Annotated in this window: 16 protein-coding genes and 1 riboswitch; of the genes, 4 read left to right on the top strand and 12 right to left on the bottom strand. The window is 67.2% G+C overall.

The genetic code is table 11. The features are described 5' to 3' along the window. Window positions 1–10: 10 nt before the first annotated feature. Genes VLK31_RS09565 through VLK31_RS09555 form a run of 3 tightly spaced genes read right to left on the bottom strand, consistent with a single transcriptional unit; the run spans window position 11 to window position 2,819 of the window. On the bottom strand, window positions 11–976 hold the full coding sequence (locus VLK31_RS09565; RefSeq protein ID WP_409168161.1) for a Bug family tripartite tricarboxylate transporter substrate binding protein: 966 nt from the start codon (window positions 974–976) through the stop codon (window positions 11–13). A 56-nt stretch (window positions 977–1,032) separates the two neighbouring features. Continuing rightward, window positions 1,033–1,395 (bottom strand): hypothetical protein, encoded by a 363-nt coding sequence (locus tag VLK31_RS09560; protein ID WP_409168160.1) that lies wholly within the window; start codon window positions 1,393–1,395, stop codon window positions 1,033–1,035. Beyond that, entirely contained in the window at window positions 1,392–2,819 is a 1,428-nt protein-coding gene (locus VLK31_RS09555; protein ID WP_409168159.1) for an acyclic terpene utilization AtuA family protein, read from the bottom strand. Before VLK31_RS09555 ends, VLK31_RS09560 begins: the two co-directional genes overlap by 4 nt. A gap of 93 nt (window positions 2,820–2,912) precedes the next feature. On the opposite strand from VLK31_RS09555, the gene VLK31_RS09550 reads away from it, so the two are divergent. Further along, entirely contained in the window at window positions 2,913–3,830 is a 918-nt protein-coding gene (locus VLK31_RS09550; protein ID WP_409168158.1) for a LysR family transcriptional regulator, read from the top strand. Between the two features lie 365 nt (window positions 3,831–4,195). On the opposite strand, the gene VLK31_RS09545 is transcribed toward VLK31_RS09550, so the two are convergent. Together VLK31_RS09545 and VLK31_RS09540 are read right to left on the bottom strand one after the other, a co-directional pair. Further along, entirely contained in the window at window positions 4,196–5,083 is an 888-nt protein-coding gene (locus VLK31_RS09545) for a patatin-like phospholipase family protein (protein ID WP_409168157.1), read from the bottom strand. A 112-nt stretch (window positions 5,084–5,195) separates the two neighbouring features. After that, entirely contained in the window at window positions 5,196–6,197 is a 1,002-nt protein-coding gene (locus VLK31_RS09540; RefSeq protein ID WP_409168156.1) for a Bug family tripartite tricarboxylate transporter substrate binding protein, read from the bottom strand. Window positions 6,198–6,463: 266 nt separating this feature from the next. On the opposite strand from VLK31_RS09540, the gene VLK31_RS09535 reads away from it, so the two are divergent. Then, complete coding sequence (locus VLK31_RS09535) at window positions 6,464–6,853, top strand: DUF427 domain-containing protein (protein WP_409168155.1); 390 nt, start codon at window positions 6,464–6,466, stop codon at window positions 6,851–6,853. 142 nt (window positions 6,854–6,995) lie between these two features. Here VLK31_RS09535 and VLK31_RS09530 read toward each other — a convergent pair whose 3' ends face one another. The 7 genes from VLK31_RS09530 to VLK31_RS09500 all read right to left on the bottom strand — a co-directional run bounded on the left by VLK31_RS09530 (window position 6,996) and on the right by VLK31_RS09500 (window position 14,462). Further along, complete coding sequence (locus tag VLK31_RS09530; protein ID WP_409168154.1) at window positions 6,996–7,376, bottom strand: helicase SNF2; 381 nt, start codon at window positions 7,374–7,376, stop codon at window positions 6,996–6,998. 198 nt (window positions 7,377–7,574) lie between these two features. Beyond that, window positions 7,575–8,597 carry an LLM class flavin-dependent oxidoreductase gene (locus VLK31_RS09525; RefSeq protein WP_409168153.1) on the bottom strand — a complete coding sequence of 341 codons (1,023 nt, stop codon included), beginning with the start codon at window positions 8,595–8,597 and terminating at the stop codon, window positions 7,575–7,577. Then, window positions 8,594–9,337 (bottom strand): ABC transporter ATP-binding protein, encoded by a 744-nt coding sequence (locus VLK31_RS09520; RefSeq protein WP_409168152.1) that lies wholly within the window; start codon window positions 9,335–9,337, stop codon window positions 8,594–8,596. The genes VLK31_RS09525 and VLK31_RS09520 overlap by 4 nt, the downstream gene beginning before the upstream one ends. Next, a complete protein-coding gene (locus VLK31_RS09515; protein ID WP_409168151.1) occupies window positions 9,334–10,326 on the bottom strand; it encodes a FecCD family ABC transporter permease in 993 nt (330 codons plus the stop codon). Before VLK31_RS09515 ends, VLK31_RS09520 begins: the two co-directional genes overlap by 4 nt. Beyond that, window positions 10,323–11,138, bottom strand: a complete 816-nt coding sequence (locus VLK31_RS09510) for an ABC transporter substrate-binding protein (protein WP_409168150.1) — start codon at window positions 11,136–11,138, stop codon at window positions 10,323–10,325. The genes VLK31_RS09515 and VLK31_RS09510 overlap by 4 nt, the downstream gene beginning before the upstream one ends. A gap of 98 nt (window positions 11,139–11,236) precedes the next feature. After that, window positions 11,237–13,387, bottom strand: coding sequence for a TonB-dependent receptor (locus VLK31_RS09505; RefSeq protein WP_409168149.1), 2,151 nt, complete (start codon window positions 13,385–13,387; stop codon window positions 11,237–11,239). A 145-nt stretch (window positions 13,388–13,532) separates the two neighbouring features. Beyond that, window positions 13,533–13,813: riboswitch (cobalamin riboswitch) on the bottom strand. A gap of 79 nt (window positions 13,814–13,892) precedes the next feature. Continuing rightward, complete coding sequence (locus VLK31_RS09500; RefSeq protein ID WP_409168148.1) at window positions 13,893–14,462, bottom strand: TetR/AcrR family transcriptional regulator; 570 nt, start codon at window positions 14,460–14,462, stop codon at window positions 13,893–13,895. Window positions 14,463–14,710: 248 nt separating this feature from the next. Between VLK31_RS09500 and VLK31_RS09495 the strand changes: the two genes are divergently transcribed. Both VLK31_RS09495 and VLK31_RS09490 read left to right on the top strand, forming a co-directional pair. Continuing rightward, window positions 14,711–15,574 carry a hypothetical protein gene (locus VLK31_RS09495; RefSeq protein WP_409168147.1) on the top strand — a complete coding sequence of 288 codons (864 nt, stop codon included), beginning with the start codon at window positions 14,711–14,713 and terminating at the stop codon, window positions 15,572–15,574. A 14-nt stretch (window positions 15,575–15,588) separates the two neighbouring features. After that, window positions 15,589–17,253 (top strand): GMC family oxidoreductase, encoded by a 1,665-nt coding sequence (locus VLK31_RS09490; protein WP_409168146.1) that lies wholly within the window; start codon window positions 15,589–15,591, stop codon window positions 17,251–17,253. Window positions 17,254–17,260: the final 7 nt, after the last annotated feature.

The raw sequence follows: 17,260 nt of genomic DNA, 5'->3' as shown, positions 1-17,260 counted from the left end.
GCTTCAGGCCTTATTCCGCTTCGATGCCCGCAGCCTTCACGATGCGGCCCCACTTCTGCGACTCGGCCGTCTGAAACTTGCCCAGCTCTTCGGGCGAGCTGGTGAACACCTCGGTGCCCGTGGGTTCGTAGAAGGCCGTCTTGGCGGCTTCGCTCTTCGCGGCCTTCACCAGCAGCTCGTTCAGGCGCTTGACCACGGCGGGCGGTGTCTTGGCGGGCGCGTAGGCCGCGAACCAGTAGCCCATTTCATAGCCCTTCACGCCAGCTTCGGAAATGGTCGGCACATCGGGCGCCAGTGGCGAGCGCGCGGCGCTGGAGATGCCCAGCGCGCGCAGCTTGCCGCCCTTCACCTGCGGCAGGCCGGTGGCGGTGTCGGTGATCATCATGTTGATCTGGCTGCCCAGCAGGTCGGTCACGGCCAGCGTGTTGCTCTTGTAGGGCACGTGCAGCAGCTTGATGTCGGCCATCTGCTGCAGCAGCTCGCCCGCCATGCGGCTGGACGAACTGCCGCTGCCAAAGCTGTACTTGCCCGGGTCCTTCTTGGCCAGCGCAATGAACTCGCCCACGCTCTTGGCGGGGAACGCGGGGTTCACCACCATGATCTGCCCGCCCTTGCCCAGCGCGGTGATGGGCGCGAAGTCTTTCACGGGGTCGTACGGCAGCTTCTTGAACAGGTGCTCGTTGGCCGCGTGCGTGGTGTTGGTGGTGATGAGCACCGTGTAGCCATCGGCAGGTGCCTTGGCCACCGCCTGCGAGGCGATGAAGCCGCTGGCGCCGGCCTTGTTGTCGATGATGACGGCCTGCTTGGTCTCCGCGGCAATCTGGTTGCCGATGGCGCGCGCAATCTGGTCGGTGGCGGTGCCGGCCGCGAAGGGCACGACGAAGGTGATCGACTTTTCCGGAAAGGCCTGTGCATGGCCCAGCAGCGGCGCCAGGGCCAGGGCGGCGGTCAGCATGGTGAGGGGAAATCGTTTCATTGTTTTGTCTCCGAATGGGAAGTGCGAAAGGGTCAGGGGAAATTGAAAAGGCGCTGCTACGGCCCGGCCAGCAAATGCAAGAGCGCGCGCGGCACGCGAACGGGCATGTCGAGCAGCAGAAAGGACAGCGCCTTGCCGTGCGCATCGAGGTTCAGCGCATCGTTCACGCCGCCGTCGAGCACCGCGTCGAGCACGAAGTTCATCGCATGCAACCTGGGCAGCACGAAGCGCTGCACCTGCGAGGGCGCGCGGTGCCGAAACTGCGCGGCCACGCGCTCGGGCGTGAGCTGGTCGAGCAACAAAGGGAACAGGTCGGGGTGCCAGGCGATCACGCTGATGTTGGAGCGGTCGCCCTTGTCGCCGGTGCGGCCGTGTGCGGCGCGATAGAGCGGCACGTCGATCATGTCGGTGGTGGTCATGCAAGGTCCTCCGCATCCATCAGCTCGAAGCGCACCGGCACCGACTCGCGCGGCAGCAGGCACGACAGCGTGTTCAGGCGCGGCGTGAGCGCGGTGCGCACACCGCCACCACCGGCAGGGCCGCAGGTGTAGAGCGCCATCACTTCGCGCGTGAGCCGCTCGGCCTGCGCGCGATCGGTGTGCGTCGCGGCCACGCGCAGGCGCACGTCGCGCAGCCCTGCGTCTGGCGTGTCCGCCAGCGCGCGGCCGGCGTCGTCGCCCAGGATGCTCAGCGCGCCGATCAGGTCCACACGCAGCGTGAGGCCGTGCAGGCGCTTCGTCAGCACGTCGGCCGCAAGCCGGGCACGGGCCTCGGCGCGCGGGCCGGCGTAGGAGATTTCTCCTTCGGCGAGCCAACCGCCTTCATGGCACACGTTGACCTTGTAGCGGCTTGGGCGTTCATGGCCGCGCACGCCGGAAAGCTCGACGCGGTCGGCACCGTCGGCACCGTCGGCACCCTCGGCACCCTCGGCACTGGGCAAGGCGCGCACCTCGGCATCGGCAATGTCGGCCACGACGTCGGGCGTCAGGTAGGCGGCGGGGTCGTGCACTTCGTAGAGCAGTTGTTCCGTCACCGTGGCCTCGGTCACCAGGCCTCCGGTGGCGTCGGCCTTGCCGATGGTGCAGCGGCCGTCGGCGTCGATCTCCGCAATGGGGAAGCCCACCGCCTCGAGCCCCGGCACGTCTTTGTAGCCGGGGTCGGCAAAGTAGCCGCCGCACACCTGCGCGCCGCATTCGAGCAGATGGCCCGCCATGGTGGCGCGGCCCAGTCGGTTCCAGTCGTCGGCGCGCCAGCCGAAGTGCGACATGGCGGGCCCGACCGTCAAAGAGGGGTCGGCCACGCGGCCGCACACCACAATCTGCGCGCCCGCGTCCAGCGCCGCGGCAATCGGCTCGGCGCCGATGTAGGCGTTGGCGCTGACCATGCGAATGCCGTCCATCTGCGCGCCCAGCGCTTCGTTCAGCAGCGCGCGGTACTCGGGCCCGGACAGGTCGTCGCCCTCTACCACCGCAATGCGCGGCGCGCTCGTTCCCAGCTCGCGCGCCATGCGGGCGATGTGCCGCGCGGCGGCGCGCGGGTTGGCCGCGCCAAAGTTGCTCACGATGCGAATGCCGTGCGCCAGGCAACGTGCGAGCACCGGGCGCAGCATGTCGTCGAGCAGCGGCTCGTAGCCGGCCTCGGGGTTGGCGCGGCGGCGCAGCTGGGCCAGGGCCAGCGTGCGCTCGGCCAGCGTCTCGAAGATCAAGAAGGCGCGTTGCCCCGCGGGTCCGCTGGCCAGCCGCGCGATCAGCGTGTCGACCACGGGGCCGGCGGCGTCGGTGCGGTCACCCGAAAAGCCGGCGGCGCAACCGATCAACAGCCGGGGCGGTTCAATGGAGTTCATTGGCGTGCACTGTAGGCAGCGGCCCGTCATCCGTAAAATAGAAAGTTCGGATCGATTGATCTGCTTTTCAAATAGCCGCCTCCCGTTCCATCCATGCGAAAGACGCCCGACCTCTCCACCCGGCAGCTGCGCGCCTTTCTGGCGCTGGCCGAGCACCGCAACTTCACGCGCGCGGCGCAGACCAGCCACCTGTCGCAGCCCGCGTTCAGCGCGCTCATTCGCACGCTGGAAGACGCCGTCGGCACGCGCCTGTTCGACCGCGACACGCGCAGCGTGCAGCTCACGCCGGAGGGCACGCTGTTCGAGGGCGCCGCGCGCCGGCTGCTCGACGACATGGCCAGCGCCATGGGCGACCTGGCCGACCACGTGGAGCGCCGCAAGGGACGCGTGCGCGTGGCCGCCCTGCCTTCGCTCGCGGCGGGCTGGCTGCCGGCGGTGTTCGCCGAATTCATGCAGGCCTGGCCGGGCATTCGCATCGACCTGGACGATGCGCTGTCGGACGCCTGCATTGCGCTGGTGCGCAGCGGCCAGGCCGACTTTGCGCTTGCCGCCTCAGGCGCAGGTGGCACGGCACACAGCGACCTGCGCGCACGCAAGCTGTGCACCGACCGCTTTCACCTGGTGTGCCGCGCCGACCATCCGCTGGCCCGCGAGCCGCGCCTCACTGCGAAGAAGCTTGCGCCCTACCCTTTCATTCAGATGGCGCGCAACAGCAGCGTGCGCCAGGCGCTAGACGCGGCGCTGCATCCGTTGCGCATGAACGCGGTGTTCGAGGTGGAGCATCTGGCCACGGTCATGGGGCTGGTGGAGGCCGGGCTGGGCATCAGCGTGGTGCCGGCGCTGACGCTCTTTCACTTCCAGCGCGAAACGTTGGTGACACGGCCGCTGCCGGTGGCAGCCCTTACGCGCACGCTGTATCTGGTGCAGCGGCGCGAAGGCAGCCTGTCGGTGGCGGCGCAAACGCTGCACGACCTGATCGTCGCGCGGCTGGGGTCACTGAAGCTGGGCTGAGGTGGGGCCAGTGCATCGAGGAGAGCAGGCCCTCCTTGTTGCGCGCGATCAGTTGGTGCAGCCGCGCTGCGTCGTCTGTGCAGACTTGCCGCAACAGCAGGCCTCCGAAAGCGGCCACGCGCAATGCGACGTCGTTCACTTGATTCCTCCCGGTCTTTTTTGATGAAGCCGGCAACCCCGGTTTTTTCATCCTGGCAGCCCGCTGCCAGGTGAACCGTTGAAGCAAGTCGCCACGGCAAGGGCTTGCCGCAATGGTCTCGACCTGCGAGCCACTCCCCACGACAGCAAGGAAGCCCGCCAAATGGCACACGCATTGCGCATGAAGAGCTTCGGGAGTCGACGCGACGGCGTCCAATGAAGGACCTTCAGGCCCTGCCATTCACAAGATCGGCGGCCTCGCGCAATCCCTGGTCATAAGTCAACTTGATATTGCGACCACTGGTGCAATCCATGTTGATTGCCGCAACAGGCTTGAGGGGTTGCAGGTACACGCGTTGCTCGTGCTCGAACACTTGAGGCAAGTCACTGCGGTGACGTGTCAGCAAAACAAGGGTTCCGGGGTCGTGGGTTCTGCACGTGGACAAAGGCATGCTGTCGTAGAAGCCGCCGTCCAGTGCCGCGCGCCCCTCGATTTGAAAAGAAGGGGTCAAGGGCACGGCGGCTCCCGACGCCAGCAGCAAATTGCGCGCAGCATTTAGATCGACGCTCTGAGCCAGATCGAATTGCTCGGAGCGAAACCCGAGCCGATGCGGCAGTCGCGCATGAAAGCTTTTGAGCCAGAACTTTTCTGTCGAATACAGCGCCAGCGCCAGCGCGGTCGAAACTGCGACCGGGAGAAAGGAAATGGGGCGAGTGATGGCCACTTCAATCTTGAGCGGCGCCCGCTTCAAACGCGCCAGATCGCTGTCATCCAGAAAGCTGTTGATCCACTCCGGAAAAATATGCGACAACACAAAGGGGCGTTGCCCTTTGAGCAGGTTGCGCCATTCGACGTTTCGGGCGATTGCATCGAATCGCACCATCCCCTGGGCCAAGGAATCTTTGATGCGCCCTGTCGCAAAAGCGGTTGCAATGCTCGCGCCCGCACTTGCGCCAATGAACCTCGCCGGCTGCCAACAACGGCGTTGCGACAAGGCCTCGAGCACACCGCCTTGCCACCAGCAACGATTGCCGCCACCAGCAAACACGATGCTCTGATAGGTTCGACTCAAGAACTGCGACGAAGTAAGGGAATTGGAGGAGTTGAACGACATCGCCCCATCTTATGGAGCGCCTGCGTGAAGGAGAAACGGCGTTCGTGACTGAATGCTCAACCGCGTCTTGAAAGCGTGTTCCCAGAGCGCATGGGCCGTTGCTTCTCGCCCGTCACTGATCGAGGCGAATGCCCACCTTGGCAATGATCGCGCCCCACTTGCGGCCTTCGCTGTCGATGAAGGCCTTGAACGCCTCCGAAGAGCCGCCGCCCACCACCAGCCCCTGGGCGGCCAGCAGCTCGCGCACGGCCGGGTCTTGCAGCACGGTGTTGACGTCGGCGTTGATGCGGCGCACCACCTCGCTCGGCGTGCCGCTGGCGGTGAACAGACCGTTCCACGCGAGCGACTCGAAACCGGGGTAGCCCGACTCGGCCACCGTAGGCAGGTCTTTCATCAGCTCGGAGCGCTCGGCGCTGGTAACGGCGATGAGCCTCACGCGCTGTCCGTGAATGAGCGGCAGCAGCGCGGGTGCCACCGAGAACAGCGCCTGCGTGTCGCCCGCGGCCAGCGACAGCCCCGCGGGCGGCGAGCCCGCATACGGCACGTGCACCGCCTCGATGTGGGCCACGCTGCGAAACAGCTCCATCGTTAGGTGCGACGAACTGCCCGCCCCCACCGACGCATAGCTGAACCGGTCCCCCTGCTGCTTCGCCCATTCGACGAACTCGCCCAGCGTGTGGGCCGGGTTGCTCGCCTGCACCGCGAGCACGTTGGGCTGCGATGTGGTGAGCACGATAGGGAGCAGGTCGCGTGCTGGCGCGTACGGCATGCGGGCGTACAGGTAGGGGCCGAATGCGATCGGCCCGTTGAAGCCGATGCCCAGCGTGTAACCGTCGTGCGGCGCCTTGGCCACCGCGTCCATGCCGATGAGGCCGCCACCGCCGGCCTTGGTTTCGACGATGACGGGCTGCTTCCACATCACGCGCAGGCGGTCGGCCAGGGTGCGCGCGATGAGGTCGAGCGAGCTGCCGGCGGATGCGGGAACGATCAGGCGTATGGGTTTGGTGGGCCAGTCTGAAGCCAGGGAATGAGACTGGGATTGAGCCTGGGCGCCCAGGGACACGAGCCCGGCGAACAGCACGGTGAGGAAAGTGGCGAGCGGGTTCTTCTTCACTGCGGTCTTTTTGGGTGGATCGGCTCCGGGGCGGCGAAACGTTGCGTAACTTGCGCGACCGGTGGTCGGGCGGGAATTATCGGGTTGCCGTCGAACCGGCCGCGCGAAAGGCGTTTTTGTAGGCCGGCTGTTTGCAGAGGCCGCAGAAGCCTTGACCACGTCGCCAATGGGTAGATTTTCGGGGGGCTTCAATTTGGCGCGGCATCGCGGCAAGATGCGCGTCCGCCGATTCTTGCGTCATCACGACCCGATTGAAGGAGCTGCCCATGTTCGCCACGCCAGAACGCACCATCAAGACCCCCGGCCCCGAACACCCGATCACCATTGCGAAGAACCCGCTTCGCGTGGTGGTGTCGGTCGACGGACACGTCATCGCCGACACGCGCGATGCGCTGACCTTGCGGGAGGCGCACTTCGGCACCGTGCACTACATACCGCGCAAGGACGTCAACATGTCGCTGCTGCAGCGCAGCGCGCACGCCACCTACTGCCCGTACAAGGGCGAGGCCGCGTACTACAGCATTCCCGCGGGCGGCGAGCGCTCGGAGAACGCGGTGTGGACCTATGAGTCGCCCTACGACCCGGTCGCGCCCATCAAGGACCATGTGGCGTTCTATGCGGACCGGGTGGGGCCTATCGAAGAGCGCGTGGTTTAGTGGTTCAGCGGGCGCACTGCGGCCTTCTCACACCAGCCCAGCCAAAGAAAAAGCCGGGCCCTGCTCTCGCGGGGTCCGGCTTTTGTGCGTGGCGTCTCGCCTTTTCAACTCGACTGCGAGAGATTCAGCGAGGCCTTTGCAATTACAGCGGCAGCGCGTCACCGCGGGCTGCGGCACGGGCCGCGGCGCGCACGGTGGAGCGGTCCACACCGCTGGCCAGCACCGGGGCCACGCGGGAGGTCACGCCTTCGGCGTAGGGGTTCTCGCTGTGCGCGGCGGCCACGGCTTCGGCGCGGATGGCGGCGCGGCTGGTGTTCGAGGCGGTCAGTTGCAGCGGGCCTTGGTTGGCGCCGTCGGCGTAGGGGTTGGCGCTGTGCGCGGCAACCACGGCCTGGCTGGAAACGTCGGCGCGGCTGGTGGCCGAGGTCAGTTGATGCACACCGTCATAGCTTTCGGCATGGGCGGCGCCAGCGGCGGCCAGCAGAGCGAGGGAGATGGCGGAGAGGAGCTTCGAGGCGGTCATTTGGATTTCCTTCAATTGGTTTCGGTTTCTTTCTTGCCTGGATCAGCTGAAGGGCTGGTCCATGGGATGAAGTTTGCGCCGATAACCTGGTGAAAACCCTAGGCAAAAAGAACCGCGGTGTTCATGTGATGGAAACAATGGCGCGGCTTGCGGCTACGTCCCGATGCCTCGCGCGTGCTCACGCGGCCTCACGCGGGCTCACACGCCCTGCCGCAACGCCGGCATCGCTTCCTGCGCGAACAGCCTCATGCCGACCAGCGCCTCCTCCCGCGCCAGCGCGCCGTTCCCATTGAACACGCAGCGCAACTGCCGCACACCCGTGCGCGCCACCAGTTGCCCGATCTGCGCCACGCACGCCTGCGGATCGCCCATCACCACCTGCTCGCGCAGCACGCGTGCCACGTCCAGCACCGGCAACTGATCGGGCGCCACGCCGCGAAGCCGCGCGAAGTGCAGTCGGCGCGCATGCAGCAGCGGCAGCAGCCGCTCAGCCTGGGCCAAGGCTTCCGCCTGCGTCGCGCCAATGCAGACATGGCGCGACAGCGAAGAGCCGGCCAGCATCCGCGCCTGCCCTTGAATATCGCTTTCAGCAAACGCCGCCGCCACGTGCCCAAGCTGCGCCGTCTCCGGTGGCTCCAGGCTCAGCAGCAACGGAAACCCGTGCGCCACCGCAAAGCCCATCGTCTGTGCCGTCGAGCCCGCGATGTACAGCGGCGGGTGCGGTCGCTGCACGCAGGCCGGGCCCACCGTCTGCGCATCGAAACGCCAAGGCCCATCGTTGGAAGACACGGCCTTGCCACTCAGGGCATCGCGCAGCAACAGGCAGGCGCGCTCGAAGCGCTCGCGCGTGGTGGCGGGGTCTATCTGCAGCGCGCGCAGGGTCGATGGGTCGGTGCCCCGGCCGATGCCGATGTCGATGCGCCCTTCGCTCTGCACGTCGAGCTGCGCAATCTCTTCGGCCAGCAGCAGCGGGTGGTGCAACGGCAGCACCAGCGCGGAGATGCCCACGCGCAGCCGCTCGGTGCGTGCGAGCAAGGCGGCGGCCAGCAGCATCGGCGACGGGTACGGCCCGCCGCCCTGCAACAGCCGAAATTCATGGAACCACACACCGTCGAAACCCAGCCGCTCGGCCTGCGCGAAGAAGGCCAGAAACGCGCGGTGGTCGCCGAGCGTGGCTTCGCGCGAGTAGCCCGCCAGGTCGATGCGCAGTGGCGTGTTCATGCCGGAGTTCCTTGGCCAGGCACACCCGTGAAGAAGCGCAGCGCGCCAACGTCATGCGATGCAATCGGCGCGCCATAGGCCGACGACAGCAGCGCAGGCGTCAGCACCTCGGCAGGCGCCCCATGCGCCAGCAGCCGCCCACCCGACACCAGCGCCAGCCGCTCGCACCAGGCGCTGGCCACATGCAGGTCGTGCAGCACCACGACCACCGCGCGCTGCATTGCCGTCTCGCGCAGCAGCGCCATCAGCCGGTGGTGGTGCGGAATGTCGAGGTGCGCGGCGGGCTCGTCGGCCAGCAGCAGCGCGGGGCTGTGCGCCAGCGCGCGGGCCACGCTCACGCGCGCCTTCTCGCCGCCCGAGAGCGTGGCGAAGCGGCGCGTGAGCAACGGCCCCAGCTCGCAGCGTTCGACCAGCGCGGGTGACAGCGCGGGCGCATTGAGCTTCAGCAGTTCCGTCACGCTCAGGTCCCAGTGGCTCGCGCCCTGCTGCGCCACATAGCCGATGTGCCGCGCGAACTCGCGCGCGGGCCATTGCTGCAACGGGCGCCCGCGCAGCAGCACGCGCCCGGCCGACAGCGGCATCAGCCCCAGCGCCGCGCGCAGCAACGTGGTCTTGCCCGACCCGTTAGGCCCGACGATGCCGAGCAGGCCGCGCTCGGGCACCGCCATGCTCACACCGTCGAGCAGCAAGCGACGCCCGACACATACGCCGACGTCTTCAAAAGCCAGCGCATCGCTCATGCCCGCCTCCACAGCAGCAGCGCCAGAAAGAACGGCCCGCCGATCAGCGCCGTGAGCAGGCCCGCTGGAATTTCGCTGGGCGCCAGCGCGGCACGCGCCACGCCGTCGACCAGCACCATCAAGATGCCGCCGGCCACCGCGCAGGCGGGCACCAGGCGCGCATGCAGCGGGCCGATCCACCAGCGCAGCACGTGCGGCACGATGAGCCCCACAAAGCCGATGAGCCCGCCCCAGCTCACGGCCAGCGCGGTCGCCAGCGAGGCCACCAGCACCGCCCATGCCGCAAAGCGCGGCACGCGCACGCCCATGCTGTGTGCGGTGTCTTCGCCCATGCCGAGCGCATCGAGCCCGTAGGCCAGCGAGCGCACCAGCAGCACCAGCACGGCCAGCACCGCGAACAGCACCGCCACCTCGCCGGGCGTGGGCGTTTGCACGCCGCCCAGTTGCCATGAGATGACCGCGCGCAGGTTGGTCGACTCGTCCCCGTACACCATGAGGATCAGGCTGCGCAGCGCCGCCAGAATGGCGGCCAGCGCCACGCCGGCCAGCAGCAGGCGACCGGCCTGCCATTCACCGCCGAGCCGCCCGACCAGCAGCACCAGCCAGCTCGCGCCCCACGCGCCCAAAAAGGCCAGCAACGGCAGGCTGAACGCGGGCGGCAAAAAGGCCGGCAGCAGCAACGCAATGGCCGCGCCCACGGCCGCGCCGCTCGCGCTGCCCAGCAGATAAGGCTCGGCCAGCGGATTGCGAAACACCCCCTGAAACACCAGCCCCGCCAGCGACAGGCAGGCCCCCACGAAGAAGGCGCCCGCCACGCGCGGCGCGCGCCACACGCGCACCAGTTCCGCGTCCAGCGAGCCGCTGGCAAACCAGCGCGTGGGCCACACCGTGCCCGCGCCGATGCTCAAGGCCAGCGTGACGGCCATCACTGCGGCAAGGCCCAGCACCAGCCACAACGTCACGTTTGAAACGCGCTTTCTATCGTTCATGCAAACAGCTCCGGATGCAACGCCCGCGCGTACTGCTCGACCGCCTCGATCTGCCGCGGCCCAGGTATCAGCTTGTGGCTGCGCTCCAGCACCACCACACGCCCGCTCTTCACCGCGCGCAGGCTGTGCCAACCCGGCCGTTCGGCGATCAGCGCGGCGTCTTTGGGCACCTGCTGCAGCGAAATGATGACGTCGGGGTCGCGCACAAAGATGGCTTCGGCACTCACCTGCTGCGAGCCCTGCAGGTCGGCGAACACGTTACGCCCGCCGGCCCACTGCAGCGCGTCGTTGGCGTAGTGGCCCGTGCCCATGGTCTGGAAGGCGCCGCGCGCGGCAGCGGCCGTTTCCAGGTACACGCTGCGTCGCGGCGACACGGCCACCTTGCCTGCGATGGCCTGCAGGCGCCCTTCCATGCCGGTGCGCAAGGCACGCGCGGCTTCGTCGGCGCCCGTCGCGCGCCCCAGCAGATCGATGTTGCGCAACAGCGAAGGCAAATCAGGATGCGCCAGCACCACCGACGGCACCTGCACCCGCTCGAAGGCCTCCACCAGGCTCAATGCCGAGTAGTGCGATGGCGTCACCACCACCAGGTCGGGCCGGTAGGCGGCCACGGCCTCTGCCGAGTAGCCGAGCGCGCCGCCGATGCTGGGCTTGGCCCGTGCCGACTCGGGCCAGCGCACGCGACCGCCGATGGCGACCACGCGGTCTTCCAGCCCCAGCGCCCAGGCCAGCTCCACGTTGCTGGGGAACACGACGACGATGCGTTGCGGCGGCGCCGCGATGCGCACGCGGCGGCCGATCGCATCGGTCACTTCACGCGGGAACCCTTCAGCGGCGAACGCCAGTGAAGCACTTAACCCGGTCGTCATCAGCGCCATTCCCCTCAGCATCGTTCGCCGCTTCATCGCGCTCAGAAGGTGTAGCGGGCGCGCGCGAAGAAGGTGCGCGGTGCTCCGGCGTTGCCGGCGTCCTGCGCCGAGAGGTCGTCGCCGATGTAGTACTTGTTCGTCAGGTTGTTCACCCCGGCCTGCAGCGTGAGCTGCGGCGTGGCCTTGTAGCTCACCGCCACATTGGCCAGCAGGTAGCCCGGCAGCTTCTGCGGGTTGACCACGTTGTCGCGCAGGTAGCGGCTGCCCACGTAGTTGGCCGTGCCCGTCACCGACCACGGCCCCTGCGCCCAGGTCACGCCCGCACCGGCGATGTTGTGCGCCGACATGCGCACCCGGTAGCCGCCGAAGTTGGTGCTGCGCGCGCCGCTGTCGGTGTAGGTTTGAAAGTCTTTCAGGCGCGCGTCTTGCCACGTGTAGTGCAGGTAGCCGTTCCAGTGCTGCGACAGCTGCAGCTGCACCGAAGACTCGATGCCCTTGGCGCGCGAGGTGGCGTTGCTGAACACGAACGAGTCGGGCCCGCTGCGGTAGGCGCGCTGGCCATCGACCTTCTCGGCCTCGAACAGGCTCACCTGATAAGCCCAGGCCTCGTTGGCCGCGCGGCCCTTCACGCCCACCTCTTTGCTGCGCGTGAGCTCGGGACGAAGAATGTCGGGCACCACCACGTTGTTGCGCGTGTTCAGCGCCACGGCCTGCGGGCGGAAGCCTTCGCTCCAGTTGGCGAACACCGCGTGCGTGGCAGTTGCATTGCGCGAGAAGGCCCAGTCGGCGCCCAGCCGCGGGCTGGTGCGGCTGCCCTCCTGCGCGGAAATCACTTGCGTGCCGGAGCGGCCCAGCGTCTGCTCGAACTTGTCGTGGCGCAGGCCGGCGGTGATGCCGAAGGCGTCCCACTCGAGGCGGTCTTGCAGGTAGAAGCTGCGCACATCCTGGTCGAAGCGCGAGAACGTGGTGGCGCCGCGAATGCCGCGCGGGTCGTTGCGCACGTTGGTCACCGGCACGTTGTAGAACGGGCCGCGGTACGTGGGTGCGTTGGTGAAGGTGGGCGAGTCGAGGTTCTGCCAGCCGCGCTCCAGGTTCACGCCCACCTGCAGCTCGTTGCTCCAGCGCTTGCCGCCGGTGAGCCAGGTCAGCGCCACGTCGTGGAACACGCCGCGGTCGGAGGTGTCGCTTTCGGAGTAGCCCTTGTTCACCGCCGCGGGCGGCGGCACGATGGTGATGCCGCCGGCAAAGAAGCGGTCGTAGCGCGAGAAGCTGCTCAGGTGGTTGAGCGACCAGCCGCCGCCAAAGTCGACCTTGTTCTTCCACGCGATCGACTGGTAGTCGCCCACCACGTACGAATCAGGTATGCCGTAGTTGTCGCGCGAGGTGATGGCGAACATCGGCTTGCCGTACTGCAGCGGCACGATGGAGCCACGGTCGCCGCGCACGTGCGAGTCGTAGATCTGAAAGCCCGTGGTCCAGCTGTTGGTGACGGCAAAGTCGCCGCCCAGCACGGCCGCCGTTTGCGCGCGGCCCGCGTCGCGCTGAAAGCCCTTGTAGTCGTTGTTGGCCGCGCCGATGTACAGGTTGCCGCGCTCGAAGTCCCAGCGGTAGCGCACGCTCGCGTCCTTGCGCCCGAAGCTGCCGAGCGTGGTGCTCACGCTGCCGCCGGCGCGCTCGGGCTTCATGAAGAACTGCGCCACGCCGCCAATGGCGTTCTTGCCGTACAGCGCCGAGGCCGGCCCCTTGATGAACTCGATGCGGTCCACCAGGTCGGGCGCGATGAGCGTGATGTCGGCATTGCCCTGCAACTGGCGCAGCGGCACGCCGTCGATGAGCACCAGCACGTCCTGCGTGTCGCGCAGGCCGCGCGTTTCAAAGCGCGTGTAGTAGTTGCCCTGCGTGCCGAACTGCAGGCCCGGCACGGTGCGCAGGGTGTCTTCCAGCGTGACCGCGCCCATGGCGTCCATTTGCGCGCGCTCTACCGAGTAGGTGGTGAACGGAATGCGCAGCGGATCGGCTTCTAGCCGGGTGGCGGTGGAGATGGTTTTTTTCTCGTTGACCGTGAGCGTGGGCAGCGCATCGGCGGCCTTCGTTTCCTGCGCGGAGGCGCCGGAGAGCGCCAGCAGCAGGCTCGCGCCGATGAGGGAGGTGTGGGGGCCGGAGAGGGCCTGAAGGCCGAGGTGATCGCGCACGCGTTGTTCCTTGTGGCCCGCACGCCCGCGGACCGTTTCACAGAAGCGAACGCCAAAGAAAAAACACCTGCACGACATCGGCAAAAGCGCGCACGCACAAAGGCACGCGGCACCTGCCGACCCGGACAAACGCACTCCCGCAGCGTCCGAAGGCGATTGCGAAGGCCGGTATCCGGGCTTGCGAATTGCCAGGGTGTCGCATGCTTTTTTGCAGCGCACACCCAGGCGGAACACCCTGCCTTCCCACGCCCGAAGGCGCAGTGGCTGCGCATGCCATGCAGGCATGCACACAGGGGGTTCCAGATCCGCTTACCGTTGCGGGGGCAGCGCAGGCATTGCCATGTCTGAGCGACGCGGCGCACCTGCTTCCCGTTTAACCCCCGTGGCCATGTGGCTGGCGGGGGCACCTTCGAACCGTTGAATTGCGCGGCAGCACGTCCCCAGGAAGAACTGCTGCGCAAAGGGGCGGAATTATAGGGACCGTCAGTGCGCAATCAGTGCGTCGTCAGTCCAGCAGCACGCCGCCGAGCACCGTCGACACGATGCTTTCGAGCGCCTGGTCGTAGTGCGCCGCGGTGAGCTTCTTCACCTGCAGCACGGCGTTGACGATGGGTTCGTAGTCGGCATAGAACTGGGTTGCGGCCCAGAGCATGAACAGAAAGTGCCGGGGGTCGATGGTGCGAATTTTCTTGGCCGCCATCCAGGCCTCGAACACCTCGATGCTGGCCGCCGTGCTCTTGGCAATGTGGGCCCGGTCGGCGGCCGAAAGAAAGGTGCCGCCGCGCACCACCTCGTTGGCGAACAGGCGCGCCTCCAGCGGGTTCTTGCGCCCGAGCTTGAGCTTGGCTTGCACGTAGGCACGCAGTGCCACGGCGGGCTCGGTGTCGGCCTTCAGGATGCGCAGTGCGCTGTCCCACTCTTCCAGCAGCGGCGCGAAGGTGGCGCTGTACAGCTCTTCCTTGGTGGCGTAGTAGTAGTAGACGTTGGCCTTGGGCAGCTCCGCCACGGTGGCGATCTCTGCAATGCGGGCGCCGTCGAAGCCCTTGGCGGCGAACACCTCGCTCGCGGCCTTCAATATCTTGCGCTTGTTGGCCGCCCGGATCTCCCTGTCCGCTGGGGTTTCCGGTTTGGGAAGTCTGGAAGGTCGGGGAGTTGATGTGTCGCGCATGGGCAATGGATGTCACTGGTGACAGAACGCAAATTTTAGGTGCGCCCCGAAATGGCGCACGGGCAAGCACCAAAAAAATTCTGACCAACTCGTCAATTTATTCCTTAGAATTTCCTGACGAACTGGTCAGCTTTTTTAAGTTTGAATGGAGCCCGATGCCCCAAGCCCTGTGCACCGCCCTGCGCACCGCCCTGCAAGAAACTCTGGCCGACTGGCCAAACGACCTGCCCCCCGCATGGCGGGCCGCGCTGGGCGATGTGGCGCTCGACTTCGCGGGCATCGACCCCGCGCTCGATCTGCACGCATGGGAGCCGATTTTTCCGGCGCGCAAGGGCCGCCAGCTGGCAGGCATGCCCCACGGCGCGCACATGCTCAAGGCCTTCGACAGCGTGATGCCCGCGGGCGTGCGATGCGTGGTGCTGGGGCAAGACCCGTATCCGTCGATCGACATTGCCACCGGCCGCGCCTTCGAGGTGGGCAACGTAGCGCAGTGGCGCGAGCTCGACAAGATGTTCACCAAGAGCATCCGCGCCTGGGTGCAGATGCTGGCCGAGGCACGCACCGGAAACGCGGGCTACGGCGGCAGCTTTGCCAACTGGCCGCGCACGCTGCAAGACATCGAATCGGGCGTGCTGCCCTTCGAGACACCCGCCACGCTGTGCGACCGCTGGGCCGACAGCGGTGTGCTGCTGCTCAACACCTCCTTCACGCTCAGCCGCTTTCAGGTGGCGATCGACCCGCACCAGTCGCACGGCCACCTGGTGCTGTGGAAGCCGCTCATTGCGGCGGTGCTGTCGCACCTGTTGCAGCGCGGTGAGCCGGTGGTGTTCATGGGCTTCGGCGCCTCCGCGGCCGAGGCGTTGCAGGCCGCGGGCATTGCGCAAGGCCGGCACGGCCACGTCGCCTGCCTGCTGCGCGAGCACCCTGCCTATGCAGACGCCGTGCTGGGCCTGCCCAACCCCTTCGCGCTGTGCAACGCCCATCTCGCCGAGATGGCCTGCGACCCCATTCCCTGGTGAGACCCGGTGACCCCATGAACCAAAACCACAACTACAAAAGCAGCGACAGCGACAACGCCGACAGGAACGACTACGACTACATCGTGGTGGGCGCCGGCTCCGCGGGCTGCGCGCTGGCCGCCCGGCTCAGCGCCCGCCCCGCCACGCGCGTGCTGCTGCTGGAGGCCGGCGGCAAAGATTCGAACCCCCTCTTTCGCCTGCCGATGCTCATGGGCAAGCTGTTTCAGTCGGGCATCTACAACTGGCACTTTCACTCGGAGCCGGAGCCCAACCTCAACGGCCGCAAGATCTATTGGCCGCGCGGCAAGGTGCTGGGCGGCACGTCGACCATCAACGGCATGATCTACGTGCGCGGTGGCAAGCAGGACTACGACGGCTGGGCCGCCATGGGCAACCTGGGCTGGTCTTACAAAGACGTGCTGCCTGCCTTCAAGCGTTCCGAAGGCCACATTCAGCGCGAAGGCGTGTTCCACAACACCAAGGGCGAGCTCACCGTGTGCCGCGCGCGCGGCTGGAACGCGCTGCTCGACGTGTTCTGCCTCGCGGGCCAGCAGGCCGGCTACCCGCTGAACGACGACTTCAACGGCGCAAGCCAGCTCGGCTTTGGCCGCTACGACTTCACCATCAAGCAGGGCAAGCGCTGGTCCACGTCCTTCGCGTTCCTGCGCCCGGCGCTGAAGCGCAGCAACCTCAAGGTAGTGACCCGCGCGCTCACGCACAAGGTGCTGGTCGAAAAGAACCGCGCCGTGGGCGTGGCCTACGAAGTGCTGGGCCAGTTGAAGACCGTGCGCGCCCACAAGGAGGTGATTCTTTGCGCCGGCGTCGTCGGCTCGCCGCACCTGCTGATGCTCTCGGGCATCGGCCCGCAGGAAGAACTGGCCAAGCACGACATTGCCGTCCTCAAAGACCTGCCCGGCGTGGGCGGCAACCTGCAGGACCATGTGGACTGCGTGATGTCGTACGAGTGCAAGCAGCCCGTCACGCTCTACAAGGACCTGCGCGCCGACAAGATCGCGTTCTCCGTGGTGCGCGGCATGCTGTTCGGCGAAGGCATCACCACCACCTTTCCGTACGAGGCCGGCGCCTTCATCAAGACCCGGCCGGAGCTTGCGCACCCCGACGTGCAACTGCACTTCATGCCCGCGCTGGAGAAAACGGCGAACCTGTACTTTCCCAACCCGTTCAAGAAATCCACCGTAGAGGCCAAGCACGGTTTCACGCTGCGCGTGGGCCCGGTGAACCCGAGCAGCAAGGGCCGCATCAGCCTGCGCTCCGGCCGGCCCGACGACGCACCGCTCATTCGGCCCAACTACCTGCACACCGACTTCGACCGCCAGACCATGGTGGACGCCATTCGCGCCACGCGCCAGGTCATTGCGCAGCCCGCGTTCGACGCCTACCGCGGCAAGGAGCTGGCACCCGGCCTGGAGAAGCAGAGCGACGAAGACCTCGTGGCCTGGCTGCGCGCCACCGCCATGACCACCTTTCACCCGGTGGGCACCTGCAAGATGGGCCTGGACGACATGGCCGTGGTGGACCACCGCCTGAAGGTGCACGGCATTGCCAACCTGCGCGTGGCCGACGCTTCCATCATGCCGGTCATCTCCAGCGGCAACACCAATGCACCGGCCATCATGATCGGCGAGAAGTGCGCTGAATTCATTCTGGCCGGCCAGTAAACCGCAG

This window comes from Variovorax sp. H27-G14 (assembly GCF_046156345.1).
Lineage (GTDB): Bacteria > Pseudomonadota > Gammaproteobacteria > Burkholderiales > Burkholderiaceae_C > Variovorax.
The sequence above is the reverse complement of the archived record's forward strand: the minus strand, read 5'-3'. Positions and strand labels throughout refer to the sequence as shown.

Excerpts from the sequence above, each read along its gene's own strand:
- VLK31_RS09565 (WP_409168161.1), bottom strand. The coding sequence starts at position 976 with ATGAAACGATTTCCCCTCACCATGCTGACCGCCGCCCTGGCCCTGGCG.
- VLK31_RS09560 (WP_409168160.1), bottom strand. The coding sequence starts at position 1,395 with ATGACCACCACCGACATGATCGACGTGCCGCTCTATCGCGCCGCACAC.
- VLK31_RS09555 (WP_409168159.1), bottom strand. The coding sequence starts at position 2,819 with ATGAACTCCATTGAACCGCCCCGGCTGTTGATCGGTTGCGCCGCCGGC.
- VLK31_RS09550 (WP_409168158.1), top strand. The coding sequence starts at position 2,913 with ATGCGAAAGACGCCCGACCTCTCCACCCGGCAGCTGCGCGCCTTTCTG.
- VLK31_RS09545 (WP_409168157.1), bottom strand. The coding sequence starts at position 5,083 with ATGTCGTTCAACTCCTCCAATTCCCTTACTTCGTCGCAGTTCTTGAGT.
- VLK31_RS09535 (WP_409168155.1), top strand. The coding sequence starts at position 6,464 with ATGTTCGCCACGCCAGAACGCACCATCAAGACCCCCGGCCCCGAACAC.
- VLK31_RS09530 (WP_409168154.1), bottom strand. The coding sequence starts at position 7,376 with ATGACCGCCTCGAAGCTCCTCTCCGCCATCTCCCTCGCTCTGCTGGCC.
- VLK31_RS09525 (WP_409168153.1), bottom strand. The coding sequence starts at position 8,597 with ATGAACACGCCACTGCGCATCGACCTGGCGGGCTACTCGCGCGAAGCC.
- VLK31_RS09520 (WP_409168152.1), bottom strand. The coding sequence starts at position 9,337 with ATGAGCGATGCGCTGGCTTTTGAAGACGTCGGCGTATGTGTCGGGCGT.
- VLK31_RS09515 (WP_409168151.1), bottom strand. The coding sequence starts at position 10,326 with ATGAACGATAGAAAGCGCGTTTCAAACGTGACGTTGTGGCTGGTGCTG.
- VLK31_RS09495 (WP_409168147.1), top strand. The coding sequence starts at position 14,711 with ATGCCCCAAGCCCTGTGCACCGCCCTGCGCACCGCCCTGCAAGAAACT.
- VLK31_RS09490 (WP_409168146.1), top strand. The coding sequence starts at position 15,589 with ATGAACCAAAACCACAACTACAAAAGCAGCGACAGCGACAACGCCGAC.